Genomic DNA, 17970 nt, shown 5'->3' with positions numbered 1-17970 from the left:
TCAGGCCGATCCTTGCCGGCTGCCTTCTGCGCATCCAGCGCTGCCTGGACAGCCTCGCCCCGGTTCTCTCGGTGATTCACCGCACCCGATGTCGAATACAGCCGTCACGCTCCTGTCCCAGGCCACCCAGAAAGGCCAAGCCCCATTTCTATCTCGCCTACAAACTCGCGTAATGCGAAGGCTTAAGTTGAGAGCATTGCTGTGCGGGGCGGCACCTACTTTTCTTTGCCAGCGGCAAAGAAAAGTAGGTGCCGCCCCGCACAGGGGCAACGCTCGCGTACCGACGCGAAAACAAGAAACCCCAAAAAAACGGCCAAAAGCCAAAACCAAAAACCAAACCTATGCCGCCAACAACCCATGCGGATCAATCACAAACTTCCGCGGCGCGCCCCCATCAAATTTCTTGTAGCCCTCAGGCGCCTCATCAAGCGAAATAACCGACACATTAACGATCTTGGCGATCGGCAACCGATCAAACAAAATCGCCTGCATGAGATTGCGGTTGTACTTGAGCACGGGCGTCTGCCCCGTATGAAACGTATGCGACTTGGCCCAGCCAAGCCCGAACCGGATGCTCAGGCTACCATGCTGCGCGGCCACATCGCGTGCGCCCGGATCATCGGTCACGTACAGCCCCGGAATGCCGATCATCCCTGCGGGCCGCGTGATTTCCATCAGCGAATTGAGCACCGTGGCCGGCGCCTCTTCCGAGTGACCGGAAGCGCCATGCCCGTGGGCTTCAAAACCCACGCAATCTACAGCGCAATCGATCTCCGGCTTGCCGAGAATCTGCTCGATCTGCTCGCCAAGCGTCGCGTCTTTCGACAGATCGACCACTTCGAAACCCATCGCCTTCGCATGCGCGAGTCGCTCGGCATTGATGTCGCCGACGATCGTGCAGGCCGCGCCGAGCAAACGCGCCGAAGCCGCAGCCGCCATCCCCACCGGACCCGCGCCCGCGATATAGACGGTCGAGCCCGGCTTCACGCCCGCCGTGACCGCGCCGTGATAGCCCGTGGGCAGAATGTCGGAGAGGCAAGTGAGATCGCGGATCTTCGACATCGCCTGATCGCGGTCCGGAAACTTCAGCAGGTTGAAATCGGCATACGGCACGAGCACGTATTCGGCCTGACCGCCAATCCAGCCGCCCATGTCGACATAGCCGTAAGCGCCGCCCGCGCGCGACGGGTTCACGTTCAGGCAAACACCCGTGTGCTGCTCGCGGCACATCGCACAGCGCCCGCAGGCCACATTGAACGGCACGGAAACGAGGTCGCCGATCTTCAGCGTTTCGACGTCGTTGCCCACCTCCACCACTTCGCCGGTGATCTCATGGCCCAGCACGAGACCGACGGGCGCGGTCGTGCGCCCGCGGACCATATGCTGGTCCGAGCCGCAGATATTCGTGCTGACCACCTTCAGAATGACGCCATGGCCGATCGAGCGTCCGCTCGGATCGACCATCTTCGGATACGCGATGTTCTGCACCTCGACCTTGCCCGGCCCTTGATACACGACGCCTCGATTACCGCTCATCTCGCTGTCTCCTGTTCGATGCAGCTCGCAACGCTGCTCACTAGATGGCGTCACCTCGTGCAGATTCCGCACAAGGCAACGATGCTTCGAGCGTAGCCTGCCCGCCGCATACGACGATGTGCAAAAAGCGACGCGCCCTTGCTTTGCGCCGACATCGGGCTACGCGTCCTGCCTGCTATGGCTGCCCGCCCCCGTCAGCCCGTATCCATTGCCGATAGTCGGCGCGTGTCCAATCGAGCGCCACGCCCACGCGCCGCGTGCCCGGCCGGATCTTCGGCTTGTGCACCGCGAGCCTGAGCGTTTCCAGCGCGGGCCATTCGCGAAACGAGAACGCCGCCATGTCCGCCACCAGCGTTTCGAGCAGCCGCGTGTGCGGCTTGCGCCCGAGAAAGTCGGCAAGGCGCGTGCAATAGCCGTCGTAGTCGATCCAGTCGCCCGCTTCACCCGTCGCGTTCTTTTCGCGCGGCATGCAGCGGTAACCGAGTTGCGCGTCGATCACGAGTGGCTGCGGGGAGCCGTGCTCGTGCGGATAGATGCCGATGCGCGCCGGCACGCTCAACGCTTCGACGAATACGCTCCAGCCGCGCCCGCGCGGCTCATCATGAGCGCCGAGCGCACCGATTGCGCCCAGCGCGCCGAGCGCCGGCTCGAACGCTGCATCGACGATCTTCATGGCGCGACCGACGCCGCGGCGTCGACCATGATGCGGCAGAAATAATCGGCGAAACTGCGGCGCACGACGATCTCGAAGCGGTCCTCACCCGTGGGAATCAGCACGATCGAAGCCTTGAAATACACGCTCTGCGTGCATTGACCTGGCTTGAAGAGGCGCGGATGCAGGTCGAGCGGGCAGCCGCGCGAGAGCACGTCGCGTGCTCGCGTGCCTTCGATCTCGATCACCGTGTTGCCGCTGCCGATGTCCACGGCCGCCGCATAGGCGTCGCCGAGCACGGCGGTGAGCTTCGCTTCGAGCATGCCGGTTTGCACAGGCGCGAGTGAGCGCACGAGCCATTCGTCGGGTCCGAGCCAAAGCACGTCGTAATGCTCGCCGCGCGCGACGGTGTTCGGCGCGGCAGGCGGCTCGCAGCCCACGACGCCGGCGAACGCCGCGACGAACGCCGGATCGCTCAGTTCGCCGCGCACGTTCACGAGGTCGCGGAACGGCGATTCGCGCATGGCGAACGCTTTCGAGGCGCGTCCCTCCTGCGCCTTGATCAGGTCCGCTGCGCCTACGAGCGGCGACTCCAGGCGCACGCCGACGACGCGCTCCGCGACCGGCAGGGGGTCTTTCGTTTCATTCAACATGCTGACGCACTCCTTCCGTGTCGTAGAAAATCGGGCTCGCGATCTGCGCGCTCACGCGCCGGCCATCGGCCATGGGAATCACCACGCGTTCGCCCATCTTGTTCAAGCCGCCCTTCACGACCGCAAGCGCAATGGAACGCTGCAGGATCGGGCTGTAGTAGCTCGACGTCACGTGGCCGATCATCGGCGTCGTGCCGTCGGAGCGCGCCTGCGCATCGGGCGCGATGATCTGGCCGCCTTCGGGCAGAACATACTGGGCTTCATCGGTCAGCAGTCCGACGAACTGCTTGCGGTTCTCCTTGGCCGTGTCCGAGCGCTTGAGCGAGCGGCGGCCGAGGAAGTCCTTCGTCTGCGAGACGAGACCGCCCATGCCGAGGTCGAAAGGCGTGACCGAGCCGTCCGTGTCCTGGCCCACGATGATGTAGCCCTTCTCCGCGCGAAGTACGTGCATCGTTTCCGTGCCGTACGGCGTGATGTCGAACTCGGCGCCTGCTTCTATCAACGCTTCCCATACGGCGCGGCCTGCATTGGCCGGCACGTTCACTTCATAGGCCAGCTCGCCCGAGAAGCTGATACGCATGACGCGCGACTTCACGCCCGCGACCGTGCCGTTGCGATACGACATGAACGGGAACGCGGCGTTGTCGAAGTCGATGTCCTTGCACACCTTCTGCAGTACCTTGCGACTCTTCGGGCCGACCACGGCGAACGTCGCCCAGTGGTCGGTGACGGAAGCAAGACGCACCTTCATGTCGGGCCACTCGGTCTGCAGCCAGCGTTCGAGCCACGTGAGCACGCGCGCCGCGCCGCCCGTGGTGGTCGTCATCATGTAGTGCTGCTCGCCGAGGCGCACCGTCACGCCGTCGTCGAACACCATGCCGTTTTCGTCGAGCATCAGGCCATAACGGCACTTGCCCACTTCGAGCTTGAGCCACGGGTTCGTATACACCCAGTTGAGCAGCTTCGCGGCGTCGGGCCCCTGGATGTCGATCTTGCCCAGCGTGGAAGCATCGAGAATGCCGACGCTGTTGCGCACCGCGAGACACTCGCGCTTCACGGCCGCGTGCAGATTCTCGCCGCTCCTCGGGTAGTACCACGGGCGCTTCCAGTTGCCCACGTCCTCGAATTCCGCGCCATGCTGCACGTGCCACTCGTGAATGCAGGTCTTGCGGATCGGGTCGAGCATGTCGCCCAATTCGCGCCCCGCGAACGTGCCGAACGTGACGGGCGTGTAGTTCGGGCGGAACGTCGTCGTGCCGGTTTCGGGAATCGTCTTGCCGAGCGCGCTGGCGAGAATCGCCATGCCGTTGATATTGCCGAGCTTGCCCTGGTCGGTGCCGAAGCCCATGGCCGTGTAGCGCTTCACGTGCTCGACCGACTCGAAGCCTTCGCGCGCGGCGAGCAGAATGTCCGCTGCCGATACGTCGTTCTGGAAGTCGACGAATTGCTTCGGCCCGCGCGCCGCATCCTTGCGGCTGCCTACGAGCCACAGCGCCTGCAGCGGCGTTTCCTCGACCTCGGCGGCCCTGGGCACAGCGGGCCGCTTGATCGGCAAGCCGAGCGACTTCGCCGCGTCGATGCCGCCGTCCACACCCTGCGTGAGCGCGCGGGCAAGGCCGAATTCGCCCACCGCCGCGCCAACGCTCACTTCCTCCTGCACGCGCTTGCCCGGCATGAAGCAGGCCTTCGCGTCGCTCCAGTGCGCCTTGCCGCCCGACTGCGCGAAGAGGTGCAGTACCGGGCTGAAGCCGCCCGACACGGCAACGAGATCGCATGCGAGCGTAGCCTGCTGCGCGCCCGCTTGCCCGTTCGTGTAGCCCACCACATCGACTGAACTCACGCGCTGCTTGCCGTGCGCACAGTTGATGGCGGCGTTGTACATCACCTTCACGCCCTGGCGGCGCGCGGCGGTCTGCAATGCGCCATTGCCCTGCGTACGCGCATCGACGACTGTGACGGTCGCTCCGCATGCCTTCAGGTCGAGCGCACAACGGTAGCCCGCGTCGTTGTTCGTGAACACGACCGCATTGCGGCCCGGCAACACGCCATAGCGATGGATATAAGTCGATACCGCCGAGGCCTGCATGATGCCCGGCAGATCGTTGTTGCCGAACACGATGGGACGCTCATGCGCACCCGTCGCGAGAATCACGCGTTTGGCGCGGATTTTCCACAACAGCTCGCGCGTCCCCTGGCGCGTGGACACCGGCAGATGCTCCGTCAAACGCTGCGTAACGGTCACGAGATTTTGATCCTGATAGCCGAAAGCCGTGCTGCGCGACAGGATCTTCACGTCGGGCATCTGCTTGAGTTCGGCTTCGATCTTCTCGACCCAGTGGAGCGCGGGACGGCCATCGATATCGGCCTTGCACGACAGCAGGCTGCCGCCCAGTTCACGCTGGTCGTCCACCAGAATCACGCGTGCGCCGGTTGCGCCCGCCGTATGCGCGGCCGCGAGACCGGCGGGGCCGCCGCCGACCACGAGAACGTCGCAATGCGCGAAGCACTTGTCGTAGCGGTCGGCGTCGCGCACTTCGGGCGCCTTGCCGAGACCCGCGGCGTCACGAATCTTTTCCTCGTATTTCGGCCACCATTTGCGCGGCCACATGAAGGTCTTATAGTAGAAGCCCGCCGGCAGAAAGCGCGAAAACTTCTGGTTGATCGCCATGCGATCGTTTTCGAGGCTAGGCTCGGCGTTCACGCTCGTCGCGATGAGCCCCTGATACAACTCGACTTCGGTCGCGCGCGCATTGGGCACCGTATACGCGCCGCGCTCGAGTTGCACGATGGCGTTCGGCTCGGCCACGTCCGCCGTCATGATGCCGCGCGGGCGGTGGTACTTGAAGCTGCGCGCGACGAAATGCACGTCGTTGGCGAGCAGCGCCGAGGCGAGCGTGTCGCCCTGGAAGCCCTGATACGTGCGGCCGTTGAACGTGAAGTTCAGCGGAATCGCGCGGTTCACGCGCCCACCGGCGCCAAGGCGGTTCTTCTGGCTCATCGCTGCGTGCTCCCTTGCTTGTTGCCTTGCGCCTCATTTGCTGCGCCGAAGGTCTCGTAACACTGAATCTCGTAGGTGACGGTGTCGCGCGTCGCCTTGAACCAGCGGCGGCAACCCTGCGCGTGCAGCCACTGCTCCTTGTGCACGCCGCGCGGGTTGTGACGCATGAAGAGGTAGTCGCCCCATTCCTCGTCGGTGAGTTTGTCGGTCTCGAGCGGGCGCGCGATGTCGGCTTCGCCGCCGCACGTGAACTCGACTTCGGCGCGGGGACCGCACCACGGGCATTCGATCAGCAACATGTTGTGGTCTCTCTTTAGTGCGCGACGGCGGCTGCGCCGTGTTCGTCGATCAGATGGCCGGTATAGAAACGGTCCAGCGAGAACGGCGCGTTGAGCGGATGCGGTTCGTCCTTCGCAATGGTGTGCGCGAACACCCAGCCCGACCCCGGCGTCGCCTTGAAGCCGCCTGTGCCCCAGCCGCAGTTGAAATAGAGACCCTTCACATCGGTCTTGCTGATGATCGGGCAGGCGTCCGGCGAAACGTCGACAATGCCGCCCCACTGCCGGTTCATCCGCACGCGCGAGAACACCGGGAACATTTCGACGATGGCCTGCAACGTGCCCTCGATGATGTGGAAGCTGCCGCGCTGGCCAAACCCGGTGTACTGGTCCACGCCCGCGCCGATCACGAGATCGCCCTTGTCGGACTGGCTGATATAGGCGTGCACCGCGTTCGACATGATGACGGTGTTCACGACCGGCTTGATCGGCTCCGACACCAGCGCCTGCAGCGGGTGGCTTTCCAGCGGCAAGCGCACGCCGGCCATGTCCGCGAGCGTCGTGGTGTTGCCCGCCGCCACCACAGCGACCTTCTTCGCCTTGATGAAACCCTTCGACGTATCCACACCGGTCACGCGCGCGCCGTCGCGGCGAATGCCCGTCACCTGGCAGTTCTGAATGATGTCCACACCGTGCTGGTCCGCGCCGCGCGCGAAGCCCCATGCCACGGCGTCGTGGCGCGCCACGCCCGCACGACGCTGGATCGAGGCGCCCAGCACGGGGTAACGGCTGTTCAGATTGATGGTCGGCTCGATTTCCTTGATCTGCTCGGGCGTGAGGAACTCGGCGTCCACGCCGTTCAGGCGGTTCGCGTTCACGCGGCGCTCGGTGTCGCGCACGTCCTGCAGCGTATGCGCGAGATTCATCACGCCGCGCTGGCTGAACATCACGTTGTAGTTGAGGTCCTGCGAGAGCCCTTCCCAGAGCTTCATCGCCTTTTCATAGAGTGCCGCCGACTCGTCCCACAGATAGTTCGAGCGCACGATGGTCGTGTTGCGCGCCGTATTGCCGCCGCCGATCCAGCCCTTCTCCAGAATCGCGACGTTCTTCACGCCGTGCTCTTTCGCGAGGTAATAGGCCGTTGCGAGACCATGCCCGCCGCCGCCGACGATCACCACGTCGTACTCCTTCTTCGGCTCCGGGCTTCTCCACTGCCGCTCCCAGTTCTCGTGATACGACAAACCGTTGCGGAACAGACTGAATATCGAATAGCGGCTCATCTCGCAGACCCCTTGTTGCGCGTTACCATTAGCTTCAGTTAGCACTCGATGACGTTCACGGCGAGACCACCGCGCGACGTCTCCTTGTATTTCGTCTTCATGTCGGCACCCGTTTCGCGCATCGTCTTGATGACGTTGTCGAGCGTGACGTAATGCTCGCCGTTGCCCTTGAGCGCCATGCGCGCGGCGTTGAGCGCCTTGATCGCGCCCATCGCGTTGCGCTCGATGCAGGGAATCTGCACGAGGCCACCCACCGGGTCGCAGGTCATGCCGAGGTTGTGCTCCATGCCGATTTCGGCGGCGTTCTCCACCTGGCCCGGCGTGCCGCCCATGACGGCAGCAAGCGCCGCAGCGGCCATCGAGCACGCCACGCCCACTTCGCCCTGACAGCCCACTTCCGCACCCGAGATCGACGCCGTTTCCTTGTAGATGATGCCGATGGCCGCGGCCGTGAGCAGGAAGTTGGCAATGCCGTCTTCGTTTGCGCCCGCCACGAACTTCACGTAGTAGTGCAGCACCGCGGGAATCACGCCCGCCGCGCCGTTCGTGGGCGCCGTGACGACGCGGCCGCCCGCCGCGTTCTCTTCGTTCACGGCCATGGCGTAGAGATTGACCCAGTCGAGCATCGAAAGCGGATCGCGCAGCGACTCCTCGGAGCGCGAACGCAGATGCACCGAGAGATCGGCGGCGCGGCGCTTCACATGCATCGGGCCGGGCAGCTCGCCATGCATCTTGCAGCCGCGCTCCACGCAGGCGGCCATCGCGCGCCAGATCACGAGCAGCCCTTCGCGCACTTCCTCCGGCGAGCGTGCCGCGCACTCGTTCGCGAAGGTGACTTCGGCGATCGAGCGGCCGCTCTCCTTGCACACGCGCAGCAGGTCGTCGCCGGTGCGGAACGGATACGGCACCTCGCGTCCGCTGCGCACGCCGTTCACGCGGTCGCCGTCGCGGTTCACGACAAAACCGCCGCCCACCGAGTAGTACTCTTTTTCGACGAGCAGCTGCCCGTTTTCGTCGAAGGCCTGGAAACGCATGCCGTTCGGGTGGAGCGTGTTCGCGCCGCCCATCGTCTTGCGAAAGAAGCCGATGCACTCCTTTTCGTCGAAGCGGATGGTCTGCTTGCCGAGCAGCACGAGCGACTTCTCGCGGCGCATGGCGGCGAGGCGCGGCTCGATCTGGTCGGGATCGACCGAGTCGGGCAAGTTGCCTTCGAGGCCGAGCAGCACGGCCTTGTCGGTGCCGTGGCCCTTGCCCGTCGCGCCGAGCGAGCCATACAGCTCGACTTTGACGCGGCGCACAAAGGCGAGCAGATTGGCGTCCTCGATATGGGACGCGAAGCGGCACGCGGCAACCATCGGGCCGACCGTATGCGAGCTGGACGGACCGATTCCGATCTTGAACAGGTCGAAAACGCTGACGTTCATCTGACTTCCCTTCGCGCTGAGCGCATGGATGAGCTTGGATGCAAGTAGACCAAAGAGGCCATGGCAGCCGATAGAACAAAAACGCCATCGCCGTTGGACGGCCTCGCCAGCCAGGGCTGCGGGCGACGCCGGCGGACGTTTCGCCAGCGTTTAACCGGGGGTTTCCCCGAGGTTGTGCGGCGGAAAAACACCCGCCTGCCCGCTCAGAACGAATGCCGCAAGCCAACGCGCACGTCGGCCTGCGTCGTGGTGGAAGACGGCGTGAAGCTGTAGCCGATCACCGCGTCCACCCCCTGCGAGGCCTTGAGCCAGTCGCCCGAGAGATAGACGTCCGTGGTCTTCGAAAGCAGGTAATGCAGGCCCGCCGAAAGCTGGTTCCAGTGGTGGCCGTCGAAGTGGGTGTACTGGTAGCCGCCCGCCACGCTGAACGCGGGCGTCACCTGCCAGTTCGCGCCGCCTTCGCCCACCTGCATGTGCTCGCTCTCGCCGAACGCCTTGATCTGCGTGTACGTGAAAGCGCCCATGAGCGTGACGTCGCCGATGGCGTAGCTCGCGCCCGCGCCGAAGGTGGCCTGCTTGTCCACGGGGAACGGCGTCTCCGAGTAGAGCGAACTCACTGCGCCCGTGGCGGGATCGACGCTGACGGTCGGCCTGCCAAAGAACGTGCGCACGCCGATCATGTTGTACGGGTCGAACGCGTAAATGCCAGATGGGTTGTTCAACTGCGTGTACGCGGTGCCCATCGCGAACGGGCCGTTCTGGTATTGCGCGCCCACGCTCCAGGCGCTGCCCGTGTGGAAGTCGCCGGGCGTGTTGCTGAACGAGTACATGCCGCCGAACTGGAATCCGCCGAACGTGTTCGACATGAATTTCACGGCGTTCGGCAGATGGTCGCCGTTCATGCGGTCGAAGTCGCCCTGGTTGATGGCGTAGCCGCTCGCCCACGCCGTGACGTTGTAGAGGTAGACGAACTCCTGCGTCATATCGGCCTGATTGCCGAACGTGAGCGTGCCCCAATCGTTCTGGAGTCCGACATAAGCCAGGCGGCCGAAAAGCGAGCCGCCGTTGGCGATCTGTCCGTTGCCAAGGTGAAAGCCGCTCTCCAACTGGAACACGGCCTTCAACCCGCCGCCGAGTTCCTCGGTGCCCTTGAGGCCCCAGCGGTTCGCCTGCGCAATGCCGTCGTCGAATTTCACTTGATGCGAGCCGCCCGCATTGCTCACGTACGTCACGCCCGCGTCGATGATCCCGTACAGGGTGACGCTGCTTTGGGCATGGCTTGCGGTCGAGACAGCACTCAATGCCACCGCAATGCCGCTCAGTGCCACCGGATTCAGTTTTCTCATGGTGTCGGGTCTCTCTGGTCTGGCGATACAGGTTGTCGGGCCGCGCCGGCAACGCGTGGCGCCCTGCGCGGTGGATCAAAACGTACAAGTCCAAATCTCGCCCGACTTGCGCAGACACGACACGCGCTGGCGCTAACGCGACACGCCAGCGAAGAAAAAAACCCTGTAAAACAGGCGCAATCCTTTATCTGGCGGCCCTCGCGAGGGGTTCCGCCGACGCGATCATCGGTAATCCGACGCGGACTTTGTAAAATCCGCCGATCCCGCCATTTCTACGTTTTTATTGATTGAACATTCAATAAAAAATACCTAGAGTGGAAACCTTCCCGAATCGTCCGGAGTCCCCATGCCCAAGATCGGAATGCGCGACGTGCGGCGCGCGCAACTCATCGACGCCACCCTGCAATCGATCGACCAGTCGGGTCTCTCGGGCACGACGCTCGCCACCGTCGCGCAGCACGCGAAGATTTCGACTGGCATCGTCAGTCACTATTTCGGCGGTAAGGACGGCCTGCTCGAAGCCACCATGCGCCACGTGCTGCACGACCTCTGGGAGGCCACGGTGCGGCGTCGCCTCGCCGCGAAAGACGAACCGCGTGCGCGCTTGCGCGCCATCGTCGCGGCCAATTTCGATGTTTCGCAGGTGAACGCACCCGTCATGAAGACATGGCTCGCGTTCTGGGCCGAGAGCATGCATCAGCCCGCGCTGCGCCGGCTGCAGCGGGTCAACACGCGGCGGCTCCATTCGAACCTCTGCGCGGAGTTCGAGAAGGTGTTGCCAGGCGCCGCGGCCCGGCGCGCCGCAAGCGGACTCGCTGCATTGATCGACGGCCTCTGGCTGCGCGGCGCGCTCACGGGCGAACCGTTCGACACGAAGGCCGCGCTGCGCGTGGCCAACGACTACATCGACCTGCTGCTCGAAGCGCGCGCCAAGCCGCGCTCAGGCAAGTCGGCCAAGTAACCCGGCCTGGAGCCAATCGATGCCCCTCTTTCCCCTGCAACGCCTCTTCATCGACGGCACCTATACCGACGCCACCAGCGGCGAAACATTCGACACCTACGATCCCGCCTCCTGCACGCGGCTCGCCACGGTGCAGCACGCGAGCGCCGCCGATATCGACCGCGCTGTGCAGTCGGCCCGTAACGGCCAGCGCGTCTGGGCCGCCATGACGGCCATGCAGCGCTCGCGCGTGCTGCGGCGCGCGGTCGAGTTGCTGCGTGAGCGCAACGACGAACTCGCGGCGCTCGAAACGAGCGACACGGGCAAGCCCATCACCGAAACGCGCAGTGTGGACATCGCCACCGGCGCCGACGTGATCGAATACTACGCGGGCCTCGCACCCGCGCTCGAAGGCCAGCAGATTCCGCTGCGCGAAAGCTCGTTCGTCTACACGCGGCGCGAGCCGCTGGGCGTCACGGCGGGCATTGGCGCATGGAACTATCCGCTGCAGATCGCCTGCTGGAAATCGGCGCCCGCGCTTGCCGCCGGCAACGCGATGATCTTCAAGCCGAGCGAGATCACCCCGCTTTCGGCCTCGAAGCTCGCCGAGATCTATATCGAGGCAGGCGTGCCGCCCGGCGTGTTCAACGTGGTCCATGGCGACGGCCGCGTAGGCGCCATGCTGAGCCTGCATCCCGGCATCGAGAAGATTTCGTTTACGGGCGGCGTCGAAACGGGCAAAAAGGTCATGGCGGCCGCGGGCGGCTCCACGCTCAAGGAAGTCACCATGGAACTGGGCGGCAAGTCGCCGCTCATCGTCTTCGAAGACGCCGACCTCGAGCGCGCCGCCGACATCGCAGTGACCGCCAACTTCTTTAGCGCCGGCCAGGTCTGCACCAACGGCACGCGCGTGTTCGTCCATCAATCGGTGATCGCCGCGTTCGAGGCGCGCGTGCTCGAACGCGTGAAGCGCATCCGCGTGGGCAACCCCACCGATCCCGCCACCAACTTCGGCCCGCTCGCCAGCGCCGCGCAGCTCGATAAGGTGCTCGGCTTTATCGAAAGCGGCAAGCGCGAAGGCGCGCGGCTGCTCGCGGGCGGCGCGCGCCTCACGCAGGGCGATTTCGCGCGCGGCCAGTACGTGCAGCCCACCGTGTTCTCCGGTTGCCGCGACGACATGCGCATCGTGCAGGAGGAAATCTTCGGCCCGGTGATGAGCATTCTCGCCTTCGCCAACGAAGCCGAAGTCATCGCACGCGCCAACGAATCGCTTTACGGCCTGGCCGCCGGCGTCGTGACCGAAAATCTCTCGCGCGCGCATCGCGTGATTCATCGGCTCGAAGCCGGCATCTGCTGGATCAACACGTGGGGCGAGTCGCCTGCCGAAATGCCCGTGGGCGGCTACAAGCAGTCGGGCGTGGGCCGCGAAAACGGCATCACCACGCTCGAGCACTACACGCGCATCAAATCCGTCCAGGTGGAACTGGGACCGTATCAGCCCGTTTTCTGAGGGAGTCCTGCATGGCAGCGCAAGAATACGACTACATCATCATCGGCGCGGGATCGGCGGGCAACGTGCTTGCCGCGCGCCTCACCGAGGACCGCGGCGCGACCGTGCTGCTGCTCGAAGCGGGCGGCCCCGACTACCGCTTCGATTTCCGCACGCAGATGCCCGCGGCGCTCGCCTACCCGTTGCAGGGCCGCCGCTACAACTGGGCCTACGAAACCGATCCCGAGCCGCACATGAACAACCGGCGCATGGAATGCGGCCGCGGCAAGGGGCTGGGCGGGTCGTCGCTCATCAACGGCATGTGCTATATCCGCGGCAATGCGCTCGACTACGACGGCTGGGCCGAGCGCAAGGGGCTTGAAGACTGGAGCTATCTGGACTGCCTGCCCTATTTCCGCAAGGCCGAAACGCGCGACATCGGCGCGAACGACTATCACGGCGGCGAAGGTCCCGTTCATGTGACGACGAGCAAGCCGGGCGTGAACCCGCTGTTCGAGGCCATGATCGAGGCGGGCGTGCAGGCGGGCTATGCGCGCACCGACGACCTCAACGGCTACCGCCAGGAAGGCTTCGGGCCGATGGACCGCACCGTGACGGCCAAAGGCCGGCGCGCGAGCACCGCACGAGGCTATCTGGATCAGGCCAGGCATCGGCCCAACATCGATATCGTCACGCACGCTGTGACGGACCGCATTCTGTTCAGCGGCAAGCGGGCGTGTGGCGTGGTCTTTCTCGACGGGCCCGCGCGCGTGACCCGCTACGCGCGCCGCGAAGTGCTGCTGTGTGCGGGCGCGATCGCCTCGCCGCAGATCCTGCAGCGCTCGGGTGTCGGCCCCGGTGCGTGGCTGCGCGAGCTCGACATTCCCGTTGTGCTCGATCTGCCGGGCGTCGGGCAGAATCTTCAGGACCACCTGGAAATGTACATGCAGTACGAGTGCAAGGAGCCGGTGTCGCTTTACCCTGCGCTCCTCATGCGCAATCAACCGGCTATTGGCCTTGAATGGATGCTGCGCGGCACCGGTATTGGCGCAAGCAATCATTTCGAGGCGGGCGGCTTCATTCGCACGCGCGACGACGACCCGTGGCCGAACCTTCAATATCACTTTCTGCCCGTTGCGATCAATTACAACGGCAGCAATGCGATCAAGATGCACGGCTTTCAGGCGCACGTGGGCTCGATGCGCTCGCCGAGCCGCGGGCGCGTGAAACTGCGCTCGCGCGATCCGCGCCAGCATCCGTCGATTCTCTTCAACTACATGGCCGAGGCGCTCGACTGGCGCGAGTTCCGCGACGCGATCCGCGTCACCCGCGAAATCCTTGCGCAGCCCGCGCTCGACCGGTTTCGCGGACGCGAGTTGAGCCCCGGTGCGGCGCTCAAGACCGACGCAGAGATCGATGCTTTCGTGCGCAACCGCGCGGAGACCGCCTATCACCCGTCGTGTTCGTGTGCGATGGGCTACGACGACATGGCCGTGGTGGACGGTGAAGGCCGCGTGCATGGACTCGATGGCCTGCGCGTGGTGGACGCGTCGATCATGCCGCGCATCACCACCGGCAACCTCAATGCACCGACCATCATGATCGCGGAGAAGATCGCGGACCGGATACGCGGGCGTGAGGCGCTTGCGCGATCGGGTGCGCCGTATTTCGTGGCGAATGGGAAGCCGGCGCGGGGGGCGCGTTTTTCCGCGGCGGAAGGCACGTCGCGCAGGGAGAAAGTACGCGCATAGCGTGACGCTTTAAGCAACGCCGACGGGCCAGAGCCGGCGCGCAGGATCTGCGCGCCGGCTCACGTTCTCCACCAGATGATGGACGCGAAAACGCACCGCAATCTTTAGGCTTAGGGAGCGGAGCGTTCATCTGCGGCGCATCAGGAGATCGAGCATGGCCGTCTATAGCTCGGCCCCAGGCGCGGCCGGGGATTTTGCGTCTGCGGCAAACTGGACCGTCAACGGTGCAGCCGCGACGCAGCCGCCGGGGCCGAACGACGTTGCGAGCATCGATGGCGTCGGCGTCGTGGTGATCGGTGGCGGGACCGTACAACGGCTGAAGTTCTACGGGAGCGCTACCGCATCGGGTCTCTTGACGGCGACTTATGGCGTGCAAGCCAACCAGGTGCTGACGCTCGACCCAGGCGCGGTCCTGACCACACCGAGGCTTGGCTTGCAAGCTCGCAAACCATCACGTTCGCCAGCAACACGGGCAAGCTGATTCTGCTCAACCCCGGGGCCTTCGCTGGCGTGATAGCGGGCTTCGTGAAGGGCGACGTCATCAAGCTGCACGCTCCCGCTACGCAAGGTACGTTCGTATCCGGTCCCGTCAACGGCCTCACCGGCGGGGTGCTGACGCTCGAGGACGCGCACAGCAACCCGGTCGCGCAATTGAGCATGATTGGCTCGTATGCAACCAGCGATTTCACGGTCACGTTGGGCGTCATCAAGCATCATTGATGCAGCGTGCGATCAATTACGCGAAAAGCGCGCCAAAAAACGCGGCACCACGCGAGCAACCCGCCCGCACGATGCCGCCAACACTGAAGCCCACTCAAACCGACGCGGCCAGCCAATGCGAAACCGCAATTGTCAGCGCCGCCGCAACGAGCGCACCATAGGGCGCGAGACTCAACCACCGGCTGCGCACTGGCACGCTCACTTCCATATCGAGCGCACTGCCCGCCGGAAACCGCCCGCGATCCTGCCAGTAATGCCGGAAAGCAAACACCGGCACGATCAGCAGCATGGCAATGAGGCCATCGCGCAGCGTCCCCTCGCCTTGCAGATTGGCGCCCGCGCCCACGAACACAAGGTTCGCATAGCCGCACAGCGCACCCAGCGCGAGCAGCCACGTCGGGCAACGAAACGGACGTGTCCACGCGCCACGGTCCATGCGATGAATCCAGCCCGACTGAAGGTTCAGGAACACGAACAACATGTAGCAGACGTTCGAGATCGACAGCACCGTCATATAGTCCGACATCGCGAGCAGGATGAGATTGAAACCGAGATCGGTCCACATCGCCGCCGTCGGCGCGCCGTGCTCGTTCACGCGCGAGAGGTAACGCGGCAGCCAGCCGTCCACCGAAGCTTGATAGAGCGTGCGCGACGAACCCATCATCGACGTCATCACGATCAGCAAGATGGAGAGCATCAGCATCACCACCACGGCGTTGCCCACCCAGGCGCCGCCGCCCACCATCGCGGCCATCGCGGCGCCCACACCGGTGCCGTCGCCAATGCGCGGATCGAGCATCATCGCCGTGCCCAGTGAGCCCTGAAACGCGAGCGGAACGAGCGTCATCACGACGAGGCAAAGCGCGCCCGACCAGAATATCGCCCGCGCCGTATCGCGCCGCGGGTCGCGAAACTCGCGCGTATAGCACACCGCCGTTTCGAAGCCGTACGATGCCCATCCCGCCATGAACATCGCGCCCAGCGCCATGACCACGCCCTGCCCGTTCCATGTGCCGAACACCGCCGCGCTGAGATTGCCGTGCGCGTCGTGCCCGAGCGGCAGCAGCGGAAAGAGATGCTTTGCGGGAATATCGCCCGTGATGAAGGGCACGAGGCCGACGATCAAAAGCGGCGTGAGCGAAGCGATACCGAGAATCTTCTGCGTTTTCGCGGCCTTCGAAGCGCCGCTGTGCTGAAGCCGGAATGTGATCAGCAGGAACGCCGCGGCGATCAGAAACGTGGCGTTGATGCGCAGCGTGAGACCCGGCTTGATGAAGTCCAGGTTGGCGAGCGTCCAGTGCCACTGCAGGATCGCCGCTTCGGGCGCGAACAGCGTGGCGAGCGCGTAGTTCGCGGCGAGTCCGCAGCCCAGAGCCAGCATGGGCGACCACGCGAGCCAGTTACACCACACGGAAACCGGCGCGATCATCTTGCTGTAGCGGACCCAGCCGATTGCTCCGTACACCGAAGCACCGCCCGACTTGTGCGGAAAGAGCCCTGAAATCTCGGCATAAGTGGCGCTTTGCACGAGGCCCATCGTGATCGACGCGATCCAGATGGCCCAGGCCGGCTGGCCGATGGTCGCGCAAACGCCGCCGATCGTGAACAGCACGCCCGCGGGCACGCCGCTCGTCACCCAGAACGCATCTTTCCATGTGAGGCCGCGCTGCAGCGCATGGCCATGACCGCCTCGTGCGGCGCTCTCCTCTGCGCCATGGGTACCGATTCCTGCTTGCTCCATCTGCCTCCTCCTCTTTTGAACGCTAATCAACCAAAATTGCCGCGCAAATAGGGATGTACCGCAGGGGTGTCCGCGGCTCTCACCGCGGACAACGGCGCGTCAGTGCACGCCCAGCGAGGCGCGCACGGCAGGCAGGCCCGGCTTGCCGTCCAGCGTGGTCACGCCGGCGAGCCAGTTGTCGAGCACCTGCGGGTTGCTGCGCAGCCAGTCGGCGGCGGCCTTGTTGGGGTCCTCCTTGTTGGCGATCGGCACCATCAAATGGTTCTCGATGGCGGTCGTGAACTGCAGGTTGGACACGAACTTGGCCACGTTCGGGCAGCGCGCCGCATAGTCGGGCGGTTCTGCGGTCAGCACGCGCGCCGCGCCATAGTCAGGTCCGAACACCGCATCGCCGCCGGAGAGATAGTCGATCTTCATCTGCACGTTCATGGGATGCGGCTCCCACCCGAGGAACACGATCCATTGCTTCTCGCGCACGGCGCGGTTCACCTGCACGAGCATCCCCGCCTCGCTCGATTCGACGAGCTTGAATTTGCCGAGCCCATACTGGTTCGCGCCGATCATCTTCTGGATCAGCGCGTTGCCGTCGTTGCCGGGTTCGATGCCGTAGATGCGCCCTTGCAGCTTGTCCGCGTATTTCGCAATGTCCTGGAACGATTTGAGGCCGCCCTGGTAGACGTAATCGGGAACGGCAAGCGTATATTTCGCGCCCGTGAGATTCGGCGTCGAGAGCACCTTGATCGAGCCCGACTTCGCGAAAGGCTCGATGATCGGGTCCATGGTCGGCGACCAGTAGCCGAGGAACACATCGATCTGCTTGCTCTTGAGCCCTGCAAACGTGATCGGCACCGAAGCGATCGTTTTCGTCGGCGCATAGCCAAGCGCGCCGAGAATCGTCGATGCCACGCCCGTGGTCGCCGCGATATCGGTCCAGCCCACGTCGGCAAAGCGCACGTCCTTGCACGCGGCGGGATCGGCCGCATAGGCGCTGGTGCAGAGGATCGCGGCGCACGCGAGCGCGCCTGTCTTAAGCAGGGGGAATCGGCACATCGTCATCTCCTCAGGAATCGAACTGCGTCGCAGGGTCATGAAGTCTCATGACACATGGTTGTCCGGCAAAAAGCGGACTAACGTAGCAATTGCGACGAGCAATTGCGCAGAA

Annotated in this window: 15 protein-coding genes; 5 read left to right on the top strand and 10 right to left on the bottom strand. The window is 64.5% G+C overall.

The features are described from left to right. Window positions 1-339: 339 nt before the first annotated feature. The 8 genes from fdhA to M3I56_RS33495 all read right to left on the bottom strand — a co-directional run bounded on the left by fdhA (window position 340) and on the right by M3I56_RS33495 (window position 10167). On the bottom strand, window positions 340-1536 hold the full coding sequence (gene fdhA / locus M3I56_RS33530; protein WP_069267059.1) for a formaldehyde dehydrogenase, glutathione-independent: 1197 nt from the start codon (window positions 1534-1536) through the stop codon (window positions 340-342). 175 nt (window positions 1537-1711) lie between these two features. Then, the gene (locus M3I56_RS33525; RefSeq protein ID WP_254357650.1) at window positions 1712-2209 is read right to left on the bottom strand and encodes a dihydroneopterin aldolase; all 498 of its coding nucleotides are present in this window, start codon (window positions 2207-2209) and stop codon (window positions 1712-1714) included. Next, window positions 2206-2841: a sarcosine oxidase subunit gamma gene (locus M3I56_RS33520; RefSeq protein ID WP_254357649.1), complete on the bottom strand. Its 636-nt coding sequence runs from the start codon at window positions 2839-2841 to the stop codon at window positions 2206-2208. Before M3I56_RS33520 ends, M3I56_RS33525 begins: the two co-directional genes overlap by 4 nt. Then, on the bottom strand, window positions 2831-5839 hold the full coding sequence (locus M3I56_RS33515) for a sarcosine oxidase subunit alpha family protein (protein ID WP_254357648.1): 3009 nt from the start codon (window positions 5837-5839) through the stop codon (window positions 2831-2833). Before M3I56_RS33515 ends, M3I56_RS33520 begins: the two co-directional genes overlap by 11 nt. Further along, entirely contained in the window at window positions 5836-6138 is a 303-nt protein-coding gene (locus M3I56_RS33510) for a sarcosine oxidase subunit delta (RefSeq protein WP_254357647.1), read from the bottom strand. Before M3I56_RS33510 ends, M3I56_RS33515 begins: the two co-directional genes overlap by 4 nt. A gap of 14 nt (window positions 6139-6152) precedes the next feature. Further along, window positions 6153-7397: a sarcosine oxidase subunit beta family protein gene (locus tag M3I56_RS33505; RefSeq protein ID WP_042260300.1), complete on the bottom strand. Its 1245-nt coding sequence runs from the start codon at window positions 7395-7397 to the stop codon at window positions 6153-6155. 38 nt (window positions 7398-7435) lie between these two features. Next, window positions 7436-8821 (bottom strand): L-serine ammonia-lyase, encoded by a 1386-nt coding sequence (locus M3I56_RS33500; RefSeq protein WP_254357646.1) that lies wholly within the window; start codon window positions 8819-8821, stop codon window positions 7436-7438. 203 nt (window positions 8822-9024) lie between these two features. Next, window positions 9025-10167: a porin gene (locus M3I56_RS33495; RefSeq protein WP_254341071.1), complete on the bottom strand. Its 1143-nt coding sequence runs from the start codon at window positions 10165-10167 to the stop codon at window positions 9025-9027. Between the two features lie 346 nt (window positions 10168-10513). On the opposite strand from M3I56_RS33495, the gene betI reads away from it, so the two are divergent. The 5 genes from betI (at window position 10514) to M3I56_RS33470 (ending at window position 15067) form a co-directional block, all read left to right on the top strand. Beyond that, the gene (betI, locus tag M3I56_RS33490) at window positions 10514-11128 is read left to right on the top strand and encodes a transcriptional regulator BetI (RefSeq protein ID WP_254341069.1); all 615 of its coding nucleotides are present in this window, start codon (window positions 10514-10516) and stop codon (window positions 11126-11128) included. 19 nt (window positions 11129-11147) lie between these two features. After that, on the top strand, window positions 11148-12617 hold the full coding sequence (betB, locus tag M3I56_RS33485; RefSeq protein ID WP_254357645.1) for a betaine-aldehyde dehydrogenase: 1470 nt from the start codon (window positions 11148-11150) through the stop codon (window positions 12615-12617). 11 nt (window positions 12618-12628) lie between these two features. Beyond that, the gene (betA, locus tag M3I56_RS33480; protein WP_254357644.1) at window positions 12629-14347 is read left to right on the top strand and encodes a choline dehydrogenase; all 1719 of its coding nucleotides are present in this window, start codon (window positions 12629-12631) and stop codon (window positions 14345-14347) included. Window positions 14348-14501: 154 nt separating this feature from the next. Beyond that, window positions 14502-14828, top strand: coding sequence for a hypothetical protein (locus tag M3I56_RS33475; protein WP_254357643.1), 327 nt, complete (start codon window positions 14502-14504; stop codon window positions 14826-14828). A gap of 44 nt (window positions 14829-14872) precedes the next feature. Continuing rightward, the gene (locus M3I56_RS33470) at window positions 14873-15067 is read left to right on the top strand and encodes a hypothetical protein (RefSeq protein WP_254357642.1); all 195 of its coding nucleotides are present in this window, start codon (window positions 14873-14875) and stop codon (window positions 15065-15067) included. 94 nt (window positions 15068-15161) lie between these two features. Here M3I56_RS33470 and M3I56_RS33465 read toward each other — a convergent pair whose 3' ends face one another. Continuing rightward, the gene (locus M3I56_RS33465) at window positions 15162-16808 is read right to left on the bottom strand and encodes an APC family permease (RefSeq protein ID WP_254357641.1); all 1647 of its coding nucleotides are present in this window, start codon (window positions 16806-16808) and stop codon (window positions 15162-15164) included. Between the two features lie 99 nt (window positions 16809-16907). Then, on the bottom strand, window positions 16908-17858 hold the full coding sequence (locus M3I56_RS33460; protein WP_028206310.1) for a choline ABC transporter substrate-binding protein: 951 nt from the start codon (window positions 17856-17858) through the stop codon (window positions 16908-16910). Between the last annotated feature and the right edge of the window lie 112 nt (window positions 17859-17970).

It is taken from the genome of Paraburkholderia sp. CNPSo 3281 (genome assembly GCF_024206515.1).
GTDB lineage: Bacteria > Pseudomonadota > Gammaproteobacteria > Burkholderiales > Burkholderiaceae > Paraburkholderia > Paraburkholderia nodosa.
This window is presented reverse-complemented; position numbering and strand designations above follow the sequence as displayed.